Below are 16,671 nucleotides of genomic sequence, written 5' to 3' on the forward strand. Positions count from 1 at the left end.
AATCGTCTATTCAAGCAGCTCGACGATCTCCGCGGGCTGCACCGCATCGCCGGTGTCATTGCCCCAGGCATTACGGCTGTAGGTCACCACCGCGGCCAGCTCGACCGGGTTGAGGTTGCTGCGGAACGCCGGCATGGCCGTGCCCGACACGCCGTTGAGCACCACATCGATATGCCAGTCGACGTCATCGATCAGCTCCTGATTGCCGGCCAGCCCAGGGAACGCAGGCGGAGAACCGCCACCGTCAGCCTGGTGGCAAGAGGCACAGATCGAACCATAGACCTGCTCGCCGCGCTCCATCAGCTCATCCATCTCCCACTCGCGATCGACGCCCATGGCTTCGGCTTCAGCGGCTTCCTTACGCTCGACCAACCACTGATCGAACTCGTCCTCCTCCATGGCATGCACCACGATCGGCATGAAACCGTGATCCATGCCACACAGCTCGGCGCACTGGCCGCGGTAGATGCCAGGCTCGTTGATACGCACCCAGTTTTCGTTGATGAAGCCGGGGATGGTGTCCTGCTTGACGGCGAAGTCAGGCACCCACCAGGAGTGAATGACGTCATCGGCGGTTAGCAGGAAACGCACCTTACGGTTGATTGGCAGCACCAGCGGCTCATCGACCTCGAGGAGGTAGTGCTCGCCGCGCTCCTCTTCGCCGGTAATCTGGGCACGTGGCGTGCTCATGTTGGAGTTGAAGGCGACGTCTTCGCCGAGGTACTCGTAGCGCCAACGCCACTGCTGGCCGGTAATCATCACGTCGAGTTCGGCATCGGACGCATCATACATCTTCTGCAGGGTAGCAGTAGCGGGCACCGCCATGCCCACGAGGATCAGCAGGGGCACGGCCGTCCAGATCACCTCAACGGTGGTGTTTTCATGGAAGTGCGCCGACTTGGCCCCTTTAGAGCGACGGAACTTGAACAGCGAGTAGAACATCACACCGAAGACGACTATGCCGATGACCACACAGATCCAGAAGATCGTCATGTGCAGGGTATAGATCTCGGCGCTGAGGTCGGTTACACCGACGGGCATGTTCCAGCCATTGGCGTGGGCCAGTGATGCGCCCCCAAAGAGCGTCCCCCCACCCGTCATCAATGCGAGCATCTTGCGCATTGGCTCCTCCTCGTTGTTTTGCTCGTGCCGGCGGCGCAACCGTCGCGCAATATTAGGTGTGTCTTGTCGCGCTATAGAAGAGCATCTGCCGTCGAAAGGCAACCCCTGCCCCTCAACGCTGTCAGCGCTAGGCCACCTTAGCCCGCCACGTAGATGGCGAGTGCCGCAATCACCACCACGAACACCACTGCCATCAGCAAGCCCACGAGAATGAAGGCTCCCGGCTTGCCATGCTCAAAATCATGCCGGCGCTGACGCTCTTTCTGCACACCGAAAAAGGCGGCCAGTACCGATTTGATGACGCCCCACATAGACCCTCCTCACGACTAAAGTTTGATGCCGAATTTGACCCGCATCAGCAAAGTGGCGCATTGCAGCATTCGCTGCTCGTTGACCGGCGATGGACGACTATACTGCTCAGGATACCCCACCCACGCCACCGGGAGGCCAGCATGTCACCGACACCTACGCACCAATCGTCAACCGTCACACCGCTGCCCCAGCTATGGCTCGAGCAGTGGCTGGATGCCAACACCCCGACGGCTCGCCTGCAGCTGCAGTGGCTCAAGGCCATGGATCAGATGATCGAGAGCGAAGCGACGTTTATGCTCGCCTGCCTCAACGCCAACCTGCGCATGAGCGAATGTCTGCTGGACCCTGATCGCCTGACCCGGCACGCTGAGCTGAGCGATTGCTACCAGGAGATCATGACCGACGTCACCGAAGCCAGCATGGCCAGACTCAGCAAGGTCACCGAGCTTTCCCGTGAGTTCCGGGAACAACTCTGGGAAGAGCTCTGAACCCGATATCACACACCTAGCAAAGCAGTCATCAGTGGCAGCAGGAAGGCCGTCAGGAGACCGGTAAGCGCCATGGCCAGACCGGCAAAGGCTCCGGCCATGGCGCCGATCGAGGCAAAGCTGTGGGCGGTGCCAAACCCATGTGCGGCGAGCCCCATGGTAAAGCCCTGCACACTGGGATCCTCGATACGCATCAGACGCAATATCCACGGCCCCAGCGCACAACCCACTGACCCCGTCAGCAGCACCAACCCCGCCGCCAGCGACGGAATACCGCCGACCTGTTCGGCGACCCCCATGGCAATCGGCGACGTCACCGAGCGTGGCGCCAGGCTAAGCAATGTCTCCGGCGCCGCCCCCAACAGCGCCGCAATGCCGATCGTGCTACCTACTGCGGTGACAATGCCGGCACAGCAAGCGAGCAGGATCGGCACCAGCATGGCGCGCACTCTATCCAGATGATCGTAGAGAGGAATCGCCAGCGCTACCGTGGCCGGCCCCAGCAGAAAGTGGATGAACTGCGCACCTTCGAAGTAAGTCGGGTAGTCAATGCCGGTGAGCAGCAGAAAACCGATCAGCAGCACAATGCTCAAGATCACCGGGTGCAGCAGCGGCGACCCACCCAGCATCCGATTGACCCGCGTGGCGGCAATGAAGGCCACCAGCGTCACCAGCAGCGACACCAGTGGATGGCCGGAGAGGTAAACCCACAGTTGATCAAGGGCAACGATACTCATGGGTCACTGCCGTGCCGCAGCCGACGCTGATTGAGCCAACTCATGACCTTGGCGGTCACCGCCAGGGTCACCGCAGTTGACACCACCAGCGTCACGCCAATCACCCACCAGTCTGTAGCAATCAACCGCGCATGCACCATCATGCCCACCCCGGCAGGCACGAACAGCAGCGTCAGGTAGCGCAACAACCCCTCACCGGTCTGGCGCAGCGCCGAGGGCACTCGTCCGTTAACCATCAACGCCAGTAGCAGTACCAGCATGCCTAACACCGGGCCGGGCACCGGCACTGCCAGCCCCCTGGCGAGCAACTCACCAATGAACTGGCAGCCCAGCAACACACTCATCCCCACGATCAACGGCATCGTGACACTCCCATAGCAGACGTCCAAGCAAACCGCGCGACTCCCCGGCGAGATCGTGCAATAGCAATGCAGGCACACGACGTGCAACATGCAGCATAGGCGAACAAGTCTCGCCCCATGAAGCAACGCCAACCAAGGAGACATGATGACCGTCAAGACGACACGCTGGGTGATATTGGTGATCGGCACCCTGCTGGGGGCATACGGGTGGGCCACCTACAATCCGGTGGCCTTCGTCGGCCTGGCGCTGATGGTGCTGGCCGGCGCACTCTACCTGACCCGCCACCGGGGCCCACGCTGACCCAGCGGTGGCTCAAACGAAAAACCGCCACCCGGCATGACCCGTGAGTGGCGGTTTTTCTGTATTCCTCTGGTCGGAGCGACAGGATTCGAACCTGCGACCTCTGCAACCCCATTGCAGCGCGCTACCAAGCTGCGCCACGCTCCGATCGTGAGTGGCGGAGGGACAGGGATTCGAACCCTGGAAGGGCTTTCACCCTTGCCGGTTTTCAAGACCGGTGCATTCAACCGCTCTGCCATCCCTCCGGCTCACGGCGCAGAATATTACCAGTTTCTCACCGCAGGTCAAGGGCTTGTTTGCCAAATGACCTTATTGATAGAGACGCAGGCCGACCTTGGTGATGCGATTGCCCTCCATTTCACTGACGACCCAGTGGATCCCGTGCCAGCCAACGTCGTCGCCCACCACCGGGTGACCGCCGACCCGTAGCGAAACGAACTCACCCAGGCTCATCTCCTGCTCACCGGGACTCAGGGTCAAGCCGTAAGCCGCCGCCACATCGCTCATCAAGGCATCGGCGTCGAGCGTAAAGGTACCGAAGAAGGCCCGCTCACGCTTGAGCTTGGCATCGCCGTTGAAGAGTCGATTGAGGGCCGGCAGGTCATCGGTACGGCCAATCACGCACACCACATCGCCGAGCATCAGGCGGGTACTGCCCTTGGGATGCAGCATGGCGTGCTGACGAAACAGCGCCGAGATCAGGGCTCCTGAGGGAAAACGCAGCAGACGAATCGGCACGTCATCGAGGTCCTGGTTGTCGACCTGATAGACGAACATCTCGTAGTCATTTTCCGGCAGCACCCCCAGCGGTCCGCGACGATTGGGCGTTACCCCAAGCGGTACCTCGACCTTCATCCAGCGCGCCATCAGAGAGATCGTCCCGCCCTGTATCAACAGCGACATCAGCACCACCGCGAAGGCCACATTGAAATATAGCGATGCGTTCTCCACCCCGCCGATCACCGGGAAGATCGCCAGCACGATCGGTACCGCCCCGCGCAGCCCCACCCAGGAGATAAAGCCGATTTCACGCCAGCGAAACTTGAAGAACGGCTTGACCGAGATCAGCACCGCCAACGGTCGCGCCACGAAGATCAACGCCAACCCCACCAGTGACGCCGGGAGCGCGTACTCCAGCAGGTCACTGGGTGTTACCAATAGCCCCAGCACCAGAAACAGACCAATCTGGCTCAGCCAGGCCAGGCCGTCGTGCACCGGCAGAATGAAGTTGAGATGACGCCCTGGGCGGTTGCCAATCATCAATCCACACAAATAGATGGCCAGGAAGCCGCTTCCCCCCAACACGCTGGTCAGGCCGAACACACAGAACCCCAGCGCCAGCGCCAGTAGCGAGTAGAGCCCCGGCGCCAGATCGAGTGAGCGCAGCAGCCTGGCGATCAGCCAGCCCCCACCAATCCCGATCAGCATCCCAAAGCCGAACTGCTCGATCAGGAACAGCAGCGTTTGCGCGATGCCACCAATATCGCCCACCAGCAGCTCGACCAGCATGATGGTCAGGAAGATCGCCATCGGGTCGTTGGTGCCCGACTCGATCTCCAGCGTTGCCCCGACCCGCTCATTGAGGTTGATGCCGCGCCCGCTGAGCATCGAGAACACCGCGGCAGCATCCGTGGAACCGACGATGGCTCCCACCAGCAGCCCCTGCACCAGGGTCAGATCGAATACCCACATCGCCAGTACGCCAACGATGCCGCTGGTGAGGAACACCCCAAGCGTGGCCAGCGACAGTGCCGGCCGGAAGCCGACCCGAAAGGTTTTGAGCCGTGTGCGCAAACCGCCGTCGAGCAGGATCATGGCCAGAGCCAGATGGCCAATCAGAAACGCCAGGGAGTAGTCGTCGAACTGAATGCCGAGCACACCCTGCTCACCGGCCAGCATGCCGAGCCCCAGGAAGATGATCAGCAATGGCAGGCCAAACAGCGACGATAGGCGGCTGGCGAGAATACTCAGGGCAATCAGAAAACCGCTGAGCAGAAAGAGGGTATTGATGCTATCCATGGCCTGCGCACGCGACTAAGAAGTACCCGGAGTATGCCATAGTGCATGGCAAGCAGCGATCAGCTAAAGCGTTTACCCCGATTTTTCAATAGGTTGTACATCAACACCCGGGATAACGGCTAGTCAATGCCTGTCACTCAAGGATACAATCACGCGTGGCTGGCTGTGCGGCCGACCCTAGACTCGCCGCTGGAGACCTGGATGAACCCCCTGTGCAATCGCAAGGCCCGGTGGGCACTGCTCACCGTCATCGCCGCGACCCTTTGCTGCTCGACGATCGCCCTCGGCAATGCCCCGGAAGACGCTGAGCCGCCTGCCCCACGCGTCGAAGCAGTGACGGAAATCGGTCAGGAAGCACTACCCGCCAGCCAGCGCGACCCGATCCCTTACGTAGATCCAGCTGCCCTGCCCTTTGCCGTTCAACACCCGATTCTGTTCGACGCCTTTCCCTACCCGCGGCCGTCAGTCGAAGACGATACGGTACCCTCTATCACCATGCGCAGCCCAGAGCCCATCGATCCCCCGCCCCTCGATGAACTACGGATCGTCCTCGACTGGTACCTGAGTCCGCAGCATGCAGCCCTGTTGATTGCCCAGGCGCGCGGCGATTTCGAGCGCCACGGACTGACGGTTGCCTTCAACGCGCCCGCCGACCCCGGCCTGCCGCCAAAGTTGTTGGCCGCCGCACGCGCCGACCTGGCGATTGGCCGTCAAGCCCAGCTACACATGCTGGTCGACCAGCAGCTACCGCTGGTGCGTGTCGCCAGCCTGATCCCCTCTCCGCTGAGCAGCCTGGTAGTCGCAGCCGATAGCGATATCGCGACCCTCGCCGACCTCGCCGACAAGCGCGTCGGCTATGCAGTCGAGGACAGTCTTACGCCGATGCTGAGCGGCATGCTGGCTCAGTACGATCTCGGCCTCGACGATCTGCAACTCGAGTACGTCAACTTCAGTCCCGCCCTGACATTGCTCGAGGGGCGGGTCGACGCGCTGATCGCCCCGTTGCGCCAGGTCTTGCCACACCATCTCGAAGAGGAGGGGCTCAGGGTGCGCAGCTTCGCCGCCGAGGCCCACGGGATACCGCGCCACGACGGACTGATTCTGATGGCCAACCGCGACACGCTGGCCAGCCAGCGTAGCGAGATCAAACGCCTGCTCATTGCACTGGAAGATGCCACCGAGTGGGCCGTTAACCATCCGGAAGCGGCATGGGAACTGATCACCAACAACCACCCCACCCTGGACAACGCCATCAACCAGCGCGCCTGGCCCGATACCCTGCGCCGCCTGGCGCTACGCCCCTCGGCGCTCGATACCCGCCGCTATGCGCTGCTGCAGAACTATCTCCATGACCAGGGCCATATCGACACCCGACAACCCCTCGAGCGCCTGGCCGTTGACCTGCATGCACCATGACCACCGCGCCGAGGTGATATGTCCACCCTGATCTTCCTCGACCTGGAAACCACCGGGACTCGCACCACCCGCGACCGCATCACCGAGATTGCCGCCATCAAGGTCGTCGACGGCCAGGAAGTCGACCGCTTCGTCACGCTGGTTGACCCCGGCGTCCCGATTCCTGACCACATCAGCCGCCTGACCGGTATCGATGCCTCGACGGTCGCCGAGGCACCGTGCTTCGAAGCTCTGGCTGACACTCTGTCAACCTGGCTAGAGAGCGGCTGTCTGGTCGCGCATAATGCGCGTTTCGACTATGGCTTCCTGCGTAACGCCTTCGAGCGCGCCGGACGCCGCTTCAGCGCACCTACCCTGTGCACCCTGAAACTTTCACGCCGACTGGACCCGCATGAGCGCCACCATAACCTCGATGCGCTGCTGCGACGCCACGGAATTGAGGGGGGCTCCAGGCACCGCGCTGAAGGCGACGCGCGCGCCATGCTGGCCCTGTGGCGGCACTGGCTGGCCGAGCATGGCAGCGAGCGCATCGACGCCCTGTGCAGCGCCCAGCACCGACAGGCCAGCTTGCCCACGCACCTCGACCCAGGCGCCCTGCAGGCACTACCCAGTCGTCCCGGCGTGTATCTGTTCTATGGTCACAATCGGCTGCCGCTCTACGTCGGGAAGAGTGTCGACTTGCGTGCTCGAGTGCTCAGCCACTTCAACAACGATCGCCACCGCGACCGGGAGATGCGCCTGGTGCAGCAGATTCAGGACATCGACTGGCAGGAAACCGCTGGCGACCTCGGCGCTCAGTTGCTCGAGGCGCGCCTGATCAAGACGCTGATGCCAATCATGAACCGCCAGCTTCGCCGCCAAGGCAGACTGGTCAGTTGGCAGTGGCCAGCGGGCCAACGCAGTCCCTCGCTGGTCTCGGGGGAGGTACTCAATAGCCACGACAGCACCACGCTGTATGGACTCTTCCGCCACCCTCGCGAGGCTCGCCTGGCGCTTAAGCAAATCGCCGAGAACCACGCCCTGTGCCCGCGCAGGCTCGGCCTAGAAACCGGCAAGGGGGCCTGCTTTGCACATCAACTGGGACGCTGCGCTGGCGCCTGCTGTGGCAAGGAGTCGCCGGCCGAGCATGATGAGCGCGCCCGGGAGGCGCTCGAGAAGTTACGCATTCAACACTGGCCTTGGCGCGGCCGTGTTGCCTTCGGCGAGCATCACCCCGAAGGCATGCAGCAGTGGCATCTGGTCGATCACTGGTGCTACCTGGGCAGCGTAAACGAGCTCAGCGATGCTTCCCTGGCCGCCGTGACACAGCAGGCGGTGCGGTTCGACGTGGACACCTACAAGATCCTCGGCCGCTTCGTCAATCGCCACAGCGAGCGGCTCGATATTCGCCCGCTCGACTAGCGCCTCTCAGCCCTCAACCGCAGTGATGAAATCATTCACTGCGGCCTGGAACTCAGTGGGTGACTCTGCGTGCAGCCAGTGCCCCGCATCGAGGGTGACCAGCTCGGCGCGGGGCAGCAGCTCGCGCAGCCCCGGCAGCATCTCATCGGTGACATACGTCGAGCGGCCACCCCGCAGAATCAGCGACGGCCCAGCATAAGCACCCTCGCCGTCGGGTAGATCGCGAATGGCCTCATAGCCCGCCTCGATATGCTCAAGCCCCAGCCGCCAGCCCATACGCCCATCGTCTCGGCGCTCCAGGTTGGTGGCCAGGAATAGCCGCGTGCCCTTGTCCTCGACATGCTCGGCGAGCAGCGCATCGACTTCGCGGCGGTTGCTCGGCGCATGGGATGCGACGTGATGAAGCGCAGCAAAGATGGCATCGTGACCGTGGCCGTAGCGGATCGCGGCAATATCAGCCACGATCAATGAGGCGATCCGCTGTGAGGCTTGGCGTGCCAGGGTCATCGCGACCTTGCCCCCCATGGAGTGCCCGAGAAGGTGACAGCGCTCAATGCCCAGGCGGTCGAGACAGGCCAGCAGGTCGCCTGCCATGTCGGCATAGCGCATTCCCGGTGCATGCGGCGAGCGGCCGTGGTTGCGAAGATCCACGGCTACCACGCGGCGCTTGCGGTGCCACTGCTTGACGTGGGAGCGCCAGTTGTCGGCACTTCCCATCAGGCCGTGCACCACCACCAGCGGGGTGCCTTCTCCACCGGTATCGACAGCATGCAACTCAACGCTCATGAGATCTCCTCGAGTGAAAGGCGGCGCCAACTAGCGCGCCTGATCGGTGGCGCTCGGCGCCAGGTCCGGATGACCGGTCCAGTCGACTAGCCGGCGGCTCAGCCAAGCCAGCAGCACCCCGTACAGCGGCAAAAAGAACAGCAGGCTGATGGCCAGCTTGATCACATAGTCGACCCAGGCAATCTCCGGCCAGTTAGCTGCCATGAAGGGATCGGGGCTCTGGTAAAAGGCGATCGAGAAGAATGCCATGGTATCGGCCAGATTGCCGAATACCGTCGAAATGGCCGGCGCCACCCACCATGCCTTGAGGTGGCGCAGGCGATCGAAGACATGAATGTCGAGCAGCTGGCCCAGTACATAGGCCATGAAGCTGGCCAGGGCGATACGCGCCACGAACAGGTTCCACTCACCGAGCCCTTCGAGGCCGACGAATGTGCCGCGCGGAAAAATCACCGATACCAGGTAGGAGATCAGCAACGCCGGCACCATGACCCGGGTGATGGTGGCACGCGCCTGCTCCTTGCCGAACAAGCGCACGGTAAGATCGGTGGCGAGAAAGATGAACGGAAAGCTGAACGCACCCCAGGTGGTGTGAAACCCGAACAGGGTAAAGGGCAACTGGACCAGATAGTTGCTGGCCGCAATCACCAGCACATGAAAACTGACCAGCGCCAGCAGGCAGCGTCGCGCCTGGCGCGGAGAGAGATGAAACATGCAGCACCTTTTTTTCGTCGAGGGGTGAGGGAACCCTCATGCAATGGCAAGACGCCACGCGAAGCGTGGCGTCGTCAGGGGGCGCAGTATAGCGTCTGGCAGCGGCCCCGTCAGCCCTGCTGCGCCTGGCTGGCCAACCCAAGGTCGCGCTCACACATGGCGGCATGCACCTCCTCTAGGCTGCCGGGATCATCGATGGTCGAGGGCACGCCGAAGCGTTCGCCATCGGCAATGGTACGCAGCAGCTTGCGCAGGATCTTGCCCGAGCGGGTCTTGGGCAGGCGGGGCACGACCAGCACCTGATGGAAACAGGCAATCGGGCCAATCTGCTCACGCACTCGGGCAATCAGCGCCTGCTCGAGCGCTGCCTCATCGCCATCGAAGCCATCCTTGGGAATGACCAGGCCCACCGGCACCTGCCCCTTGAGCCCATCGTGAATGCCAATCACCGCACACTCCGCCACCGCCGGATGTGCGCCCACCACCTCTTCCATCTCGCCAGTGGAGAGCCGGTGTCCGGCGACATTGATGACATCGTCGGTGCGCCCCATGATGAACAGATAGCCGTCAGCGTCGAAGTAGCCCCCGTCGCCGGTCAGATAACAACCGGGAAACGCCGCCATATAGGCACTGTGAAAGCGCTGCGAGTCTCGCCAAATGCCGGCCAGGCAACCCGGCGGCAGCGGCTGGCGAATCACCACCGCCCCCTGCTGCCCTGCCGCGGCCGGCTCGCCTTCCGGATCGAGCACCTGGACGTTGAAGCCGGGCACCGGAAAGGTCGCCGAGCCGGCCTTGGTCGGCATCGGCGCCAGACCCTGCAGGTTAGCGGCAATTGGCCAGCCGGTCTCGGTCTGCCACCAGTGATCGATCACCGGTACCTCGAGCAACCCCTCCAACCAGTGAAACGTCGGCGGGTCGAGGCGCTCGCCCGCGAGAAACAGGGTCCGCAACGAGGAGATGTCATGGCGCTGGAGCCAGTGACCTTCGGGATCCTCCTTCTTGATCGCGCGGAAGGCGGTCGGCGCGGAGAAGAACACCTTGACCCGATACTCCTCGATCAGTCGCCAGAAGGCGCCGGCATCCGGCGTGCGCACCGGCTTGCCTTCGTAGACCAGGGTGGTGCATCCAGCCAGTAACGGTGCATAGACGATATAGGAGTGGCCTACCACCCAGCCAACATCCGACGCCGAGCAGAACACCTCGCCAGGCTGCATGCCATACACTGCCTCCATGGAATAGTGTAGTGCCACCGCATGGCCGCCATTATCGCGCACGACACCTTTAGGCTTGCCGGTGGTCCCCGAGGTATACAAGATGTACAGCGGATCGGTGGCCTTGACCGCCACGCAATCTGCCGGAGCGGCGTCGCCCACCAGCGCTTGCCAGTCATGATCCAGCGCACCCAGCTCGGCCCTGGCCATATCGCGCTGCAGGATCACACAGGCCTCGGGGCGATGCCGGCTTAGCGCCAGCGCCGACTCGAGAATCGGCTTGTAGGCGATCACCCGCTCTACCTCTACGCCACACGAGGCTGCCAGCACCACCTTGGGCTCGGCGTCATCGATACGCACCGCCAGCTCATGGGGAGCAAAACCGCCGAACACCACCGAGTGCACGGCACCCAGCCGGGCGCAGGCGTACATCGCCATCAGCGCCTCGGGGACCATCGGCATGTAGATCACCACGCGGTCGCCCTTGACCACACCCAGCCCAGCCAGGGCCCCCGCCAAGCGCGCCACTTCGTCGCGCATCTCGCGATAGCTGTAGCATGCCTTGCTGGCGGTGACCGGCGAGTCCCACAGCACCGCCGGCTGATCGCCACGGCCATTGTCGACATGATGATCCAGCGCCGCATGGCAGGTGTTCATCACTCCGTCGACGAACCAGCGTGCGTGCCCCTGGTCGTCATACTCGAGCAGCGTGGTGGGCGGGGTGAACCAGGGAATGCGCTGCGCCTGTTCGCCCCAGAACTGGGCAGGCTGATCGATGGCATGACGGAAGACAGTGGAATAGCGGCTCATGTGGGCTCCCAAGGCTGGCAACGGATTGTTGACACTTTAGAAGCTATAGGCGCGAATTTCTCTCATACCATCGGCTACCAGACCAAGAGTACGCCAATATTGTTGACAATAACGCTATCGAAACACAGAAAAACCAAAGAGTTACAAACAAGCATTGATTCAGCGTTAACTTATTGTTGCTGCAGGAAGTGGCGAAGCGCTTCAAGATTTACTAAATGATTAGATAGCGCTGTTCAGGCGTCGTCCAGACCAACAACAAGACCGCCCTCTCAGGAGACATGACCATGAGCACTCGCCACGCCGCTGCCCAGCTGCTCGATGCCGGCGACTCGACCCTCGCCGATGCCACCGGCCTGCTCAAGGCCATGGCCAATGAAAACCGCCTGCGCATTCTATGCCTACTCGATGAGAGCGAGCTCTCGGTCTCCGAACTCAACAGCAAACTCAGCCTGAGCCAATCGGCGCTGTCTCAGCACCTGGCGATCCTGCGGCGCGAAAATATGGTCAGCACCCGCCGCGCCTCGCAAACGATCTACTACTCACTGCAGGGCGAGCATGCCCGGCGAGTCATCGACACCCTCGCTGCGCTGTACCTCGACTAGCGCTCAGCGACGTAGCCAACGACTCGCATCGAGCACCTCGAGCGTACGCTCGACGCCCCGCTCGACACCTTGCGATACGCTTAGCCCAAGGCGCTCGCCCAGCCCCTTGCGCGCCTCGAGACTGACCTTGAACACACGCGCCTCTTTCATCCGCTGAAGCAGATAGGCTTCACTGGTGCCCACTTCGTCGGCCAGCCCCTTGCCCAATGCCTCGCTGCCGTACCAGATCTCACCGGTGGCCACCGACTCGATATCGAGCTGCGGGCGCCGCGCGGCCACGTAGGACTTGAACAGCGAGTGTATCCCTTCCAGGTCTTCGATGAACTTCTCGCGCCCCTCGTCGGTGTTCTCACCGAACACCGTCAAGGTGCGCTTATAGCGACCCGCCGTCATCACGTCGACATCGATGTCGTGGCGCTTGAGCAGACGATGCACGTTGGGCAACTGCGCCACCACGCCGATCGATCCCAGCACGGCGAACGGCGCCACTCTAAGTCGCTGGGCCGTACAGGCCATCATGTACCCACCACTGGCTGCCACCTTGTCGACGCACACCGTGGTAGCGATGCCAGCCTCGCGCAGCCTGTCGAGCTGCGCTGCCGCCAGGCCGTAGGCATGCACCAGCCCTCCTGCCGACTCGAGCAGCACGACCACCTCATCGCCCTCCTCGGCCACCTCCAGCAGTGCCGAGATCTCTTCGGCCAGGCGAGGCGTCGCCGAGGCCTTGATGTCACCGTGAAATTCGATCACCCAGACGGTGCCGGCAAGCGTATCGTCACCGTGCTTGCGACGCCGCTTGTCGGCGTGGCGCCAGGCCTTGAGAGAGCGCTTACGATCGCCCGGCGCCGACCGGGCCAGCTGCAAACGCTGACGCCGCGAGCGATAGCGGTCGTTTAGCTCGTCGATGCGCAGCTGGCGGCTATGCGGCGAGCCGGACTGACGGGCTCGCCCCAGCAGCGCCAGGCAAACGACCACCACGGCCGCCACAATGCCCAGTAGCAGCAACCACTGAAGCACGAATAACAAGATGTCACGTACGCCCTCGCTCACAGCGCTCTCCTTCTCGTTAGTAGCGGCCCGCTCGGCCATTGCAGTGGCACGCGTCGACGGGTGATGGCCGTGCCATGCTTGCGACGCTTGCCTTAAACGATCGTTTTAAATACTCTCGTGACAGTGGCCGGAGCCTCCGATGCCGCCATCGACCAGCACATGTTTCAGCACAGGACACCATCATGGACAACCCCATCATCGACAAACTCCAGAGCCGCTTCGACGCCGGCGCCGCAGCGGGCATGGACGACGTCTTCCAGTTCAGCTTCAGCGATGCCGACGACTATTATCTGGTGGTCAAGGATGGCAGTCTCGACGTCCAGCAGGGAGAACACGACGATCCTTCGGTGACGCTGTCGATGAGCACCGACACCCTCAAGGGCGTGATGAATGGCGAGATCAACGGCATGACCGCGTTCATGACCGGAAAGCTCAAGGCCACCGGTAACGTCATGCTGGCCACCAAGCTGACCAGCCTGTTCCCCAACCGCTGAGCCAGGCGACACTCAGCGCCGGGCTCACACGTCTCCTCTGGCGACCGCCTGCAGGTGCGACTCGATAAGCGCCCGGGAGATCGAATAGTGCGGTGGCAGTTGCGGCAGCTGCCGCGGCGAGAACCAGGCCGCATCGGCGATTTCATGATCGTCGATGCGGATGCGTCGACTGGCAGCCTCGGCGAAATACCCCAGCATCAGCGCATGTGGGAACGGCCAGGCCTGGCTGCGATAGTAGCTGATCCGCCCCACGCTGACCCCGACCTCTTCGTGCACCTCGCGACGCACCGCTTCCTCCGCCGACTCCCCTGGTTCGATGAAGCCAGCCAGTGTTGAATAACGCCCCGGCGGATAGCGTGGGCTGCGCGCCAGCAGCATGGCATCGCCGTGGGTCACCAAGGTGATGATGCACGGCGAGATGCGTGGATAGTTGCGGTGCCCGCAGCCGTCGCAGTGCATGGCGAATTCGTGGGTCAAGTGTCGCGACGGACTACCGCAACGACCGCAAAAACGATGATCCCGCCACCAGTTAGCCACCTGCAGCGCCGTCGACAACAGCGCAAACCAGCGCTCGGGCAAACGTGACAGCCAGTCACGCCCGGCGTGCCAGACGTATGCCGAATCGGGCGCCTCAGCGAGACGCAGCGCCACCGGCACATCGTTCCAGTACCCCAGCGGCAGATCGTCTGGTCGCCAGGCCTGAGGGGCGAACAGCGGCGAGCCGTGCTCACCCTCCGCTATCTTGCCCTCGGCCACCCACAGCAAGTGGCCGTAGGTCCCGTCGCGGGGCAATTCACGGCGCAGCATCAATCGCGCTCCTGCGGGGTCGCTGGCCAACCGGACAACCCATCCCAATGACACTGGCCTGCCGACTGGCGAATAGCGTCCAGCTTGGCAAAATGTGCCGCCAGCTCGTCATCACCGGGCGCCACGGTGGTCAACCGGGGGCGCTGGCTCGAGAGTCGACGTATGCCCGCAGAACCACTTGCCTCTCCAGCGTTACCGGCATTATTCGAGGCATCCAGGCTAAGTGCCGTCTGACCACCGGTCATCGCCAGGTAGACCTCGGCGAGTATCTCGGCATCGAGCAGGGCGCCGTGTAGCACACGCTGAGCGTTGTCGATCTCGTAGCGCTTGCACAGGGCGTCGAGATTGTTGCGCTGCCCCGGGTGCAGATCCCGGGCCATCTTCAGCGTATCGAGGATCCCGCAGTGCTCAGCTACCGGCCCCAGCTTCGGCGACCCGCGCTGGGCGTTGAGCATGCCGAGCTCATGATCGATGAACCCCACGTCGAAGGCCGCGTTATGAATGACCAACTCCGCTCCGACAATAAAGGCCCAGAAGTCATCGGCAATGTCAGCGAACAGCGGTTCATTGGCGACCCGCTCATTGGTGATGCCGTGGACACCCACTGCCTCGGCCTCGATCTCACGCTGCGGATTGATGTATTGATGATAGGTATTACCGGTAAAGCGGCGATTGACCATCTCCACCGCCCCGATCTCGATCAGCCGATGGCCTTCCTTGGGGTCGATGCCGGTGGTCTCGGTATCCAAAATGATCTGACGCATGCGATTCTCTCAACGGGTTGTCGGGCGGCACTCAACTGCCGGCATCGATGGCCTGATTGGCCAGCTGGTCGGCACGCTCGTTACCGGGATGGCCACTATGCCCCTTGACCCAGTGCCACTCGATACTGTGGCGGTGAGTTTCTGCCAGCAGTTCACGCCACAGCTCGGCGTTCTTGACCGGCTGCTTGGACGCGGTCTTCCAACCACGTTTCTGCCAACCATGTATCCACTCGGTGATGCCTTTACGCAGGTATTCCGAGTCGGTCCAGAGTTCGACATGACATGCGCGCTTCAGCTCTCTCAGTGCCATGATGGCCGCCAACAGCTCCATACGATTGTTGGTGGTCCTGGCTTCAAAACCGTTGAGCGTCTTTTCGTGTTCGCCACTGATCAGTAGCGCCCCCCACCCCCCGGGGCCGGGATTGCCACGGCAGGCGCCGTCGGTATAGATGGTCACGCGGGGCAGTGCAGTATCACTCAAGAGGTGTCTTCCTGTTGGCGTGGCGGCCGACCCGAGTCGCATGACCCAGCGCCGAGCCGCCCAAGGCCCCCTTGAGCGAGAGTCGTGGTCGCTGAATCTGGGCCCGCTGCTGGCGACGCCGCGCGCGGATCATGAACGTATCACCGAGCGGCAGGTTATGCCGCCGCCCCAGGGTCTCGAGAGTGGCGTTGCGCGGCAGCCGGCCCGGCAGATGAAAGCCGCAGTAGTCTACCCGCTCGATCTCGAAATCGACAAACGCCAGCCAGTCACGAAGCCGGCCCGGGGTCCGCCAATGGCCTCGCCACGGCAGCTGCTCACGCCGCCGCGGCAACAGCCGCGACCAGCCCGATACGCCGACCGGATCCCAACCAAAGATGATCAGCTCGCCGCCGTCGGCAGTGACCCGCGCCGCCTCCTGAAGCACATGATGAGGTTCCGCGACCACTTCCAGCAGATGATGAATCACCACCAGCCGCAGTGAAGCATCTGGCAGCGGCAGCGCATGCGGCAGGCACACCAAGGTCTCGGGCTGCTCGGCCAACTCGCGGGTTGGCGACCAGCGCAGCGCATGGTGAATCGGCGACATATCGCATAGCCTCGGCCCCATGCCCAGTTCCAGGCTGTGCTGTCCATATAACGACTCACACACTGGGCCCAGGCAGGCGCGTTCCGCCTGCCAATGCGCCTGACCGTCGGGCGTTGACCAGTAGCGTCGACCATCCCGCACCAGCTGCGCCAATGATATCGCCATATCCGAATTTGACACTGCCAGAGGTTACCTCCACAGTAGCTGG

Annotated in this window: 19 protein-coding genes and 2 tRNA genes; 6 read left to right on the forward strand and 15 right to left on the reverse strand. The window is 62.7% G+C overall.

Going from position 1 to position 16,671, the window contains the following annotated elements; all coding sequences use genetic code 11:
- Positions 1–6: 6 nt before the first annotated feature.
- Together coxB and BLT16_RS01860 are read right to left on the reverse strand one after the other, a co-directional pair.
- On the reverse strand, positions 7–1,113 hold the full coding sequence (gene coxB / locus BLT16_RS01855; RefSeq protein ID WP_245701404.1) for a cytochrome c oxidase subunit II: 1,107 nt from the start codon (positions 1,111–1,113) through the stop codon (positions 7–9).
- A 146-nt stretch (positions 1,114–1,259) separates the two neighbouring features.
- Positions 1,260–1,433, reverse strand: a complete 174-nt coding sequence (locus tag BLT16_RS01860) for a DUF2970 domain-containing protein (RefSeq protein WP_089656804.1) — start codon at positions 1,431–1,433, stop codon at positions 1,260–1,262.
- Between the two features lie 141 nt (positions 1,434–1,574).
- Between BLT16_RS01860 and BLT16_RS01865 the strand changes: the two genes are divergently transcribed.
- A complete protein-coding gene (locus tag BLT16_RS01865; protein ID WP_089656805.1) occupies positions 1,575–1,922 on the forward strand; it encodes a hypothetical protein in 348 nt (115 codons plus the stop codon).
- An 8-nt stretch (positions 1,923–1,930) separates the two neighbouring features.
- Here the strand turns inward: BLT16_RS01865 and BLT16_RS01870 are convergent, their stop codons facing one another.
- On the reverse strand, positions 1,931–2,659 hold the full coding sequence (locus BLT16_RS01870; RefSeq protein ID WP_089656806.1) for an LrgB family protein: 729 nt from the start codon (positions 2,657–2,659) through the stop codon (positions 1,931–1,933).
- A complete protein-coding gene (locus BLT16_RS01875) occupies positions 2,656–3,021 on the reverse strand; it encodes a CidA/LrgA family protein (protein ID WP_089656807.1) in 366 nt (121 codons plus the stop codon). The genes BLT16_RS01870 and BLT16_RS01875 overlap by 4 nt, the downstream gene beginning before the upstream one ends.
- A gap of 145 nt (positions 3,022–3,166) precedes the next feature.
- Between BLT16_RS01875 and BLT16_RS20775 the strand changes: the two genes are divergently transcribed.
- Positions 3,167–3,322: a hypothetical protein gene (locus tag BLT16_RS20775; protein ID WP_176817132.1), complete on the forward strand. Its 156-nt coding sequence runs from the start codon at positions 3,167–3,169 to the stop codon at positions 3,320–3,322.
- A gap of 70 nt (positions 3,323–3,392) precedes the next feature.
- On the opposite strand, the gene BLT16_RS01880 is transcribed toward BLT16_RS20775, so the two are convergent.
- The 3 genes from BLT16_RS01880 to BLT16_RS01890 all read right to left on the reverse strand — a co-directional run bounded on the left by BLT16_RS01880 (position 3,393) and on the right by BLT16_RS01890 (position 5,341).
- Positions 3,393–3,469, reverse strand: a tRNA-Pro gene (locus BLT16_RS01880).
- 8 nt (positions 3,470–3,477) lie between these two features.
- A tRNA-Ser gene (locus BLT16_RS01885) sits at positions 3,478–3,567 on the reverse strand.
- A gap of 64 nt (positions 3,568–3,631) precedes the next feature.
- A complete protein-coding gene (locus tag BLT16_RS01890; RefSeq protein WP_089656808.1) occupies positions 3,632–5,341 on the reverse strand; it encodes a potassium/proton antiporter in 1,710 nt (569 codons plus the stop codon).
- A gap of 201 nt (positions 5,342–5,542) precedes the next feature.
- Here BLT16_RS01890 and BLT16_RS01895 point away from each other — a divergent pair, with 201 nt between their 5' ends.
- Together BLT16_RS01895 and BLT16_RS01900 are read left to right on the forward strand one after the other, a co-directional pair.
- Entirely contained in the window at positions 5,543–6,757 is a 1,215-nt protein-coding gene (locus BLT16_RS01895) for an ABC transporter substrate-binding protein (RefSeq protein WP_176817133.1), read from the forward strand.
- Between the two features lie 18 nt (positions 6,758–6,775).
- Positions 6,776–8,158, forward strand: a complete 1,383-nt coding sequence (locus tag BLT16_RS01900; RefSeq protein WP_089656810.1) for a 3'-5' exonuclease family protein — start codon at positions 6,776–6,778, stop codon at positions 8,156–8,158.
- Between the two features lie 6 nt (positions 8,159–8,164).
- On the opposite strand, the gene BLT16_RS01905 is transcribed toward BLT16_RS01900, so the two are convergent.
- From BLT16_RS01905 to BLT16_RS01915, 3 genes are all read right to left on the reverse strand, one after another.
- The gene (locus BLT16_RS01905; RefSeq protein WP_089656811.1) at positions 8,165–8,944 is read right to left on the reverse strand and encodes an alpha/beta fold hydrolase; all 780 of its coding nucleotides are present in this window, start codon (positions 8,942–8,944) and stop codon (positions 8,165–8,167) included.
- Between the two features lie 30 nt (positions 8,945–8,974).
- Positions 8,975–9,658 (reverse strand): 7-cyano-7-deazaguanine/7-aminomethyl-7-deazaguanine transporter, encoded by a 684-nt coding sequence (locus BLT16_RS01910; protein WP_089656812.1) that lies wholly within the window; start codon positions 9,656–9,658, stop codon positions 8,975–8,977.
- A gap of 110 nt (positions 9,659–9,768) precedes the next feature.
- Positions 9,769–11,679 carry a propionyl-CoA synthetase gene (locus BLT16_RS01915; RefSeq protein ID WP_089656813.1) on the reverse strand — a complete coding sequence of 637 codons (1,911 nt, stop codon included), beginning with the start codon at positions 11,677–11,679 and terminating at the stop codon, positions 9,769–9,771.
- A 284-nt stretch (positions 11,680–11,963) separates the two neighbouring features.
- Here BLT16_RS01915 and BLT16_RS01920 point away from each other — a divergent pair, with 284 nt between their 5' ends.
- On the forward strand, positions 11,964–12,281 hold the full coding sequence (locus BLT16_RS01920; protein ID WP_422717907.1) for an ArsR/SmtB family transcription factor: 318 nt from the start codon (positions 11,964–11,966) through the stop codon (positions 12,279–12,281).
- A gap of 3 nt (positions 12,282–12,284) precedes the next feature.
- Here the strand turns inward: BLT16_RS01920 and sohB are convergent, their stop codons facing one another.
- Entirely contained in the window at positions 12,285–13,331 is a 1,047-nt protein-coding gene (gene sohB, locus BLT16_RS01925) for a protease SohB (RefSeq protein WP_245701395.1), read from the reverse strand.
- Positions 13,332–13,513: 182 nt separating this feature from the next.
- On the opposite strand from sohB, the gene BLT16_RS01930 reads away from it, so the two are divergent.
- Positions 13,514–13,825 (forward strand): SCP2 sterol-binding domain-containing protein, encoded by a 312-nt coding sequence (locus BLT16_RS01930; protein WP_089656816.1) that lies wholly within the window; start codon positions 13,514–13,516, stop codon positions 13,823–13,825.
- Positions 13,826–13,849: 24 nt separating this feature from the next.
- Here the strand turns inward: BLT16_RS01930 and nudC are convergent, their stop codons facing one another.
- Genes nudC through BLT16_RS01950 form a run of 4 tightly spaced genes read right to left on the reverse strand, consistent with a single transcriptional unit; the run spans position 13,850 to position 16,628 of the window.
- Positions 13,850–14,632 (reverse strand): NAD(+) diphosphatase, encoded by a 783-nt coding sequence (gene nudC / locus BLT16_RS01935; protein ID WP_089656817.1) that lies wholly within the window; start codon positions 14,630–14,632, stop codon positions 13,850–13,852.
- On the reverse strand, positions 14,632–15,396 hold the full coding sequence (dnaQ, locus tag BLT16_RS01940; RefSeq protein ID WP_089656818.1) for a DNA polymerase III subunit epsilon: 765 nt from the start codon (positions 15,394–15,396) through the stop codon (positions 14,632–14,634). The genes nudC and dnaQ overlap by 1 nt, the downstream gene beginning before the upstream one ends.
- A 31-nt stretch (positions 15,397–15,427) precedes the next feature.
- On the reverse strand, positions 15,428–15,877 hold the full coding sequence (gene rnhA / locus BLT16_RS01945; protein ID WP_245701396.1) for a ribonuclease HI: 450 nt from the start codon (positions 15,875–15,877) through the stop codon (positions 15,428–15,430).
- Complete coding sequence (locus BLT16_RS01950; protein ID WP_245701397.1) at positions 15,870–16,628, reverse strand: class I SAM-dependent methyltransferase; 759 nt, start codon at positions 16,626–16,628, stop codon at positions 15,870–15,872. Before BLT16_RS01950 ends, rnhA begins: the two co-directional genes overlap by 8 nt.
- Positions 16,629–16,671: the final 43 nt, after the last annotated feature.

Source organism: Franzmannia pantelleriensis, from assembly GCF_900102875.1.
GTDB lineage: Bacteria > Pseudomonadota > Gammaproteobacteria > Pseudomonadales > Halomonadaceae > Franzmannia > Franzmannia pantelleriensis.

Coding starts and splice junctions, on each gene's coding strand:
- coxB (WP_245701404.1), bottom strand. CDS start 1,113: ATGCTCGCATTGATGACGGGTGGGGGGACGCTCTTTGGGGGCGCATCA.
- BLT16_RS01860 (WP_089656804.1), bottom strand. CDS start 1,433: ATGTGGGGCGTCATCAAATCGGTACTGGCCGCCTTTTTCGGTGTGCAG.
- BLT16_RS01865 (WP_089656805.1), top strand. CDS start 1,575: ATGTCACCGACACCTACGCACCAATCGTCAACCGTCACACCGCTGCCC.
- BLT16_RS01870 (WP_089656806.1), bottom strand. CDS start 2,659: ATGAGTATCGTTGCCCTTGATCAACTGTGGGTTTACCTCTCCGGCCAT.
- BLT16_RS01875 (WP_089656807.1), bottom strand. CDS start 3,021: ATGCCGTTGATCGTGGGGATGAGTGTGTTGCTGGGCTGCCAGTTCATT.
- BLT16_RS20775 (WP_176817132.1), top strand. CDS start 3,167: ATGACCGTCAAGACGACACGCTGGGTGATATTGGTGATCGGCACCCTG.
- BLT16_RS01890 (WP_089656808.1), bottom strand. CDS start 5,341: ATGGATAGCATCAATACCCTCTTTCTGCTCAGCGGTTTTCTGATTGCC.
- BLT16_RS01895 (WP_176817133.1), top strand. CDS start 5,543: ATGAACCCCCTGTGCAATCGCAAGGCCCGGTGGGCACTGCTCACCGTC.
- BLT16_RS01900 (WP_089656810.1), top strand. CDS start 6,776: ATGTCCACCCTGATCTTCCTCGACCTGGAAACCACCGGGACTCGCACC.
- BLT16_RS01905 (WP_089656811.1), bottom strand. CDS start 8,944: ATGAGCGTTGAGTTGCATGCTGTCGATACCGGTGGAGAAGGCACCCCG.
- BLT16_RS01910 (WP_089656812.1), bottom strand. CDS start 9,658: ATGTTTCATCTCTCTCCGCGCCAGGCGCGACGCTGCCTGCTGGCGCTG.
- BLT16_RS01915 (WP_089656813.1), bottom strand. CDS start 11,679: ATGAGCCGCTATTCCACTGTCTTCCGTCATGCCATCGATCAGCCTGCC.
- BLT16_RS01920 (WP_422717907.1), top strand. CDS start 11,964: ATGAGCACTCGCCACGCCGCTGCCCAGCTGCTCGATGCCGGCGACTCG.
- BLT16_RS01930 (WP_089656816.1), top strand. CDS start 13,514: ATGGACAACCCCATCATCGACAAACTCCAGAGCCGCTTCGACGCCGGC.
- nudC (WP_089656817.1), bottom strand. CDS start 14,632: ATGCTGCGCCGTGAATTGCCCCGCGACGGGACCTACGGCCACTTGCTG.
- dnaQ (WP_089656818.1), bottom strand. CDS start 15,396: ATGCGTCAGATCATTTTGGATACCGAGACCACCGGCATCGACCCCAAG.
- BLT16_RS01950 (WP_245701397.1), bottom strand. CDS start 16,628: ATGGCGATATCATTGGCGCAGCTGGTGCGGGATGGTCGACGCTACTGG.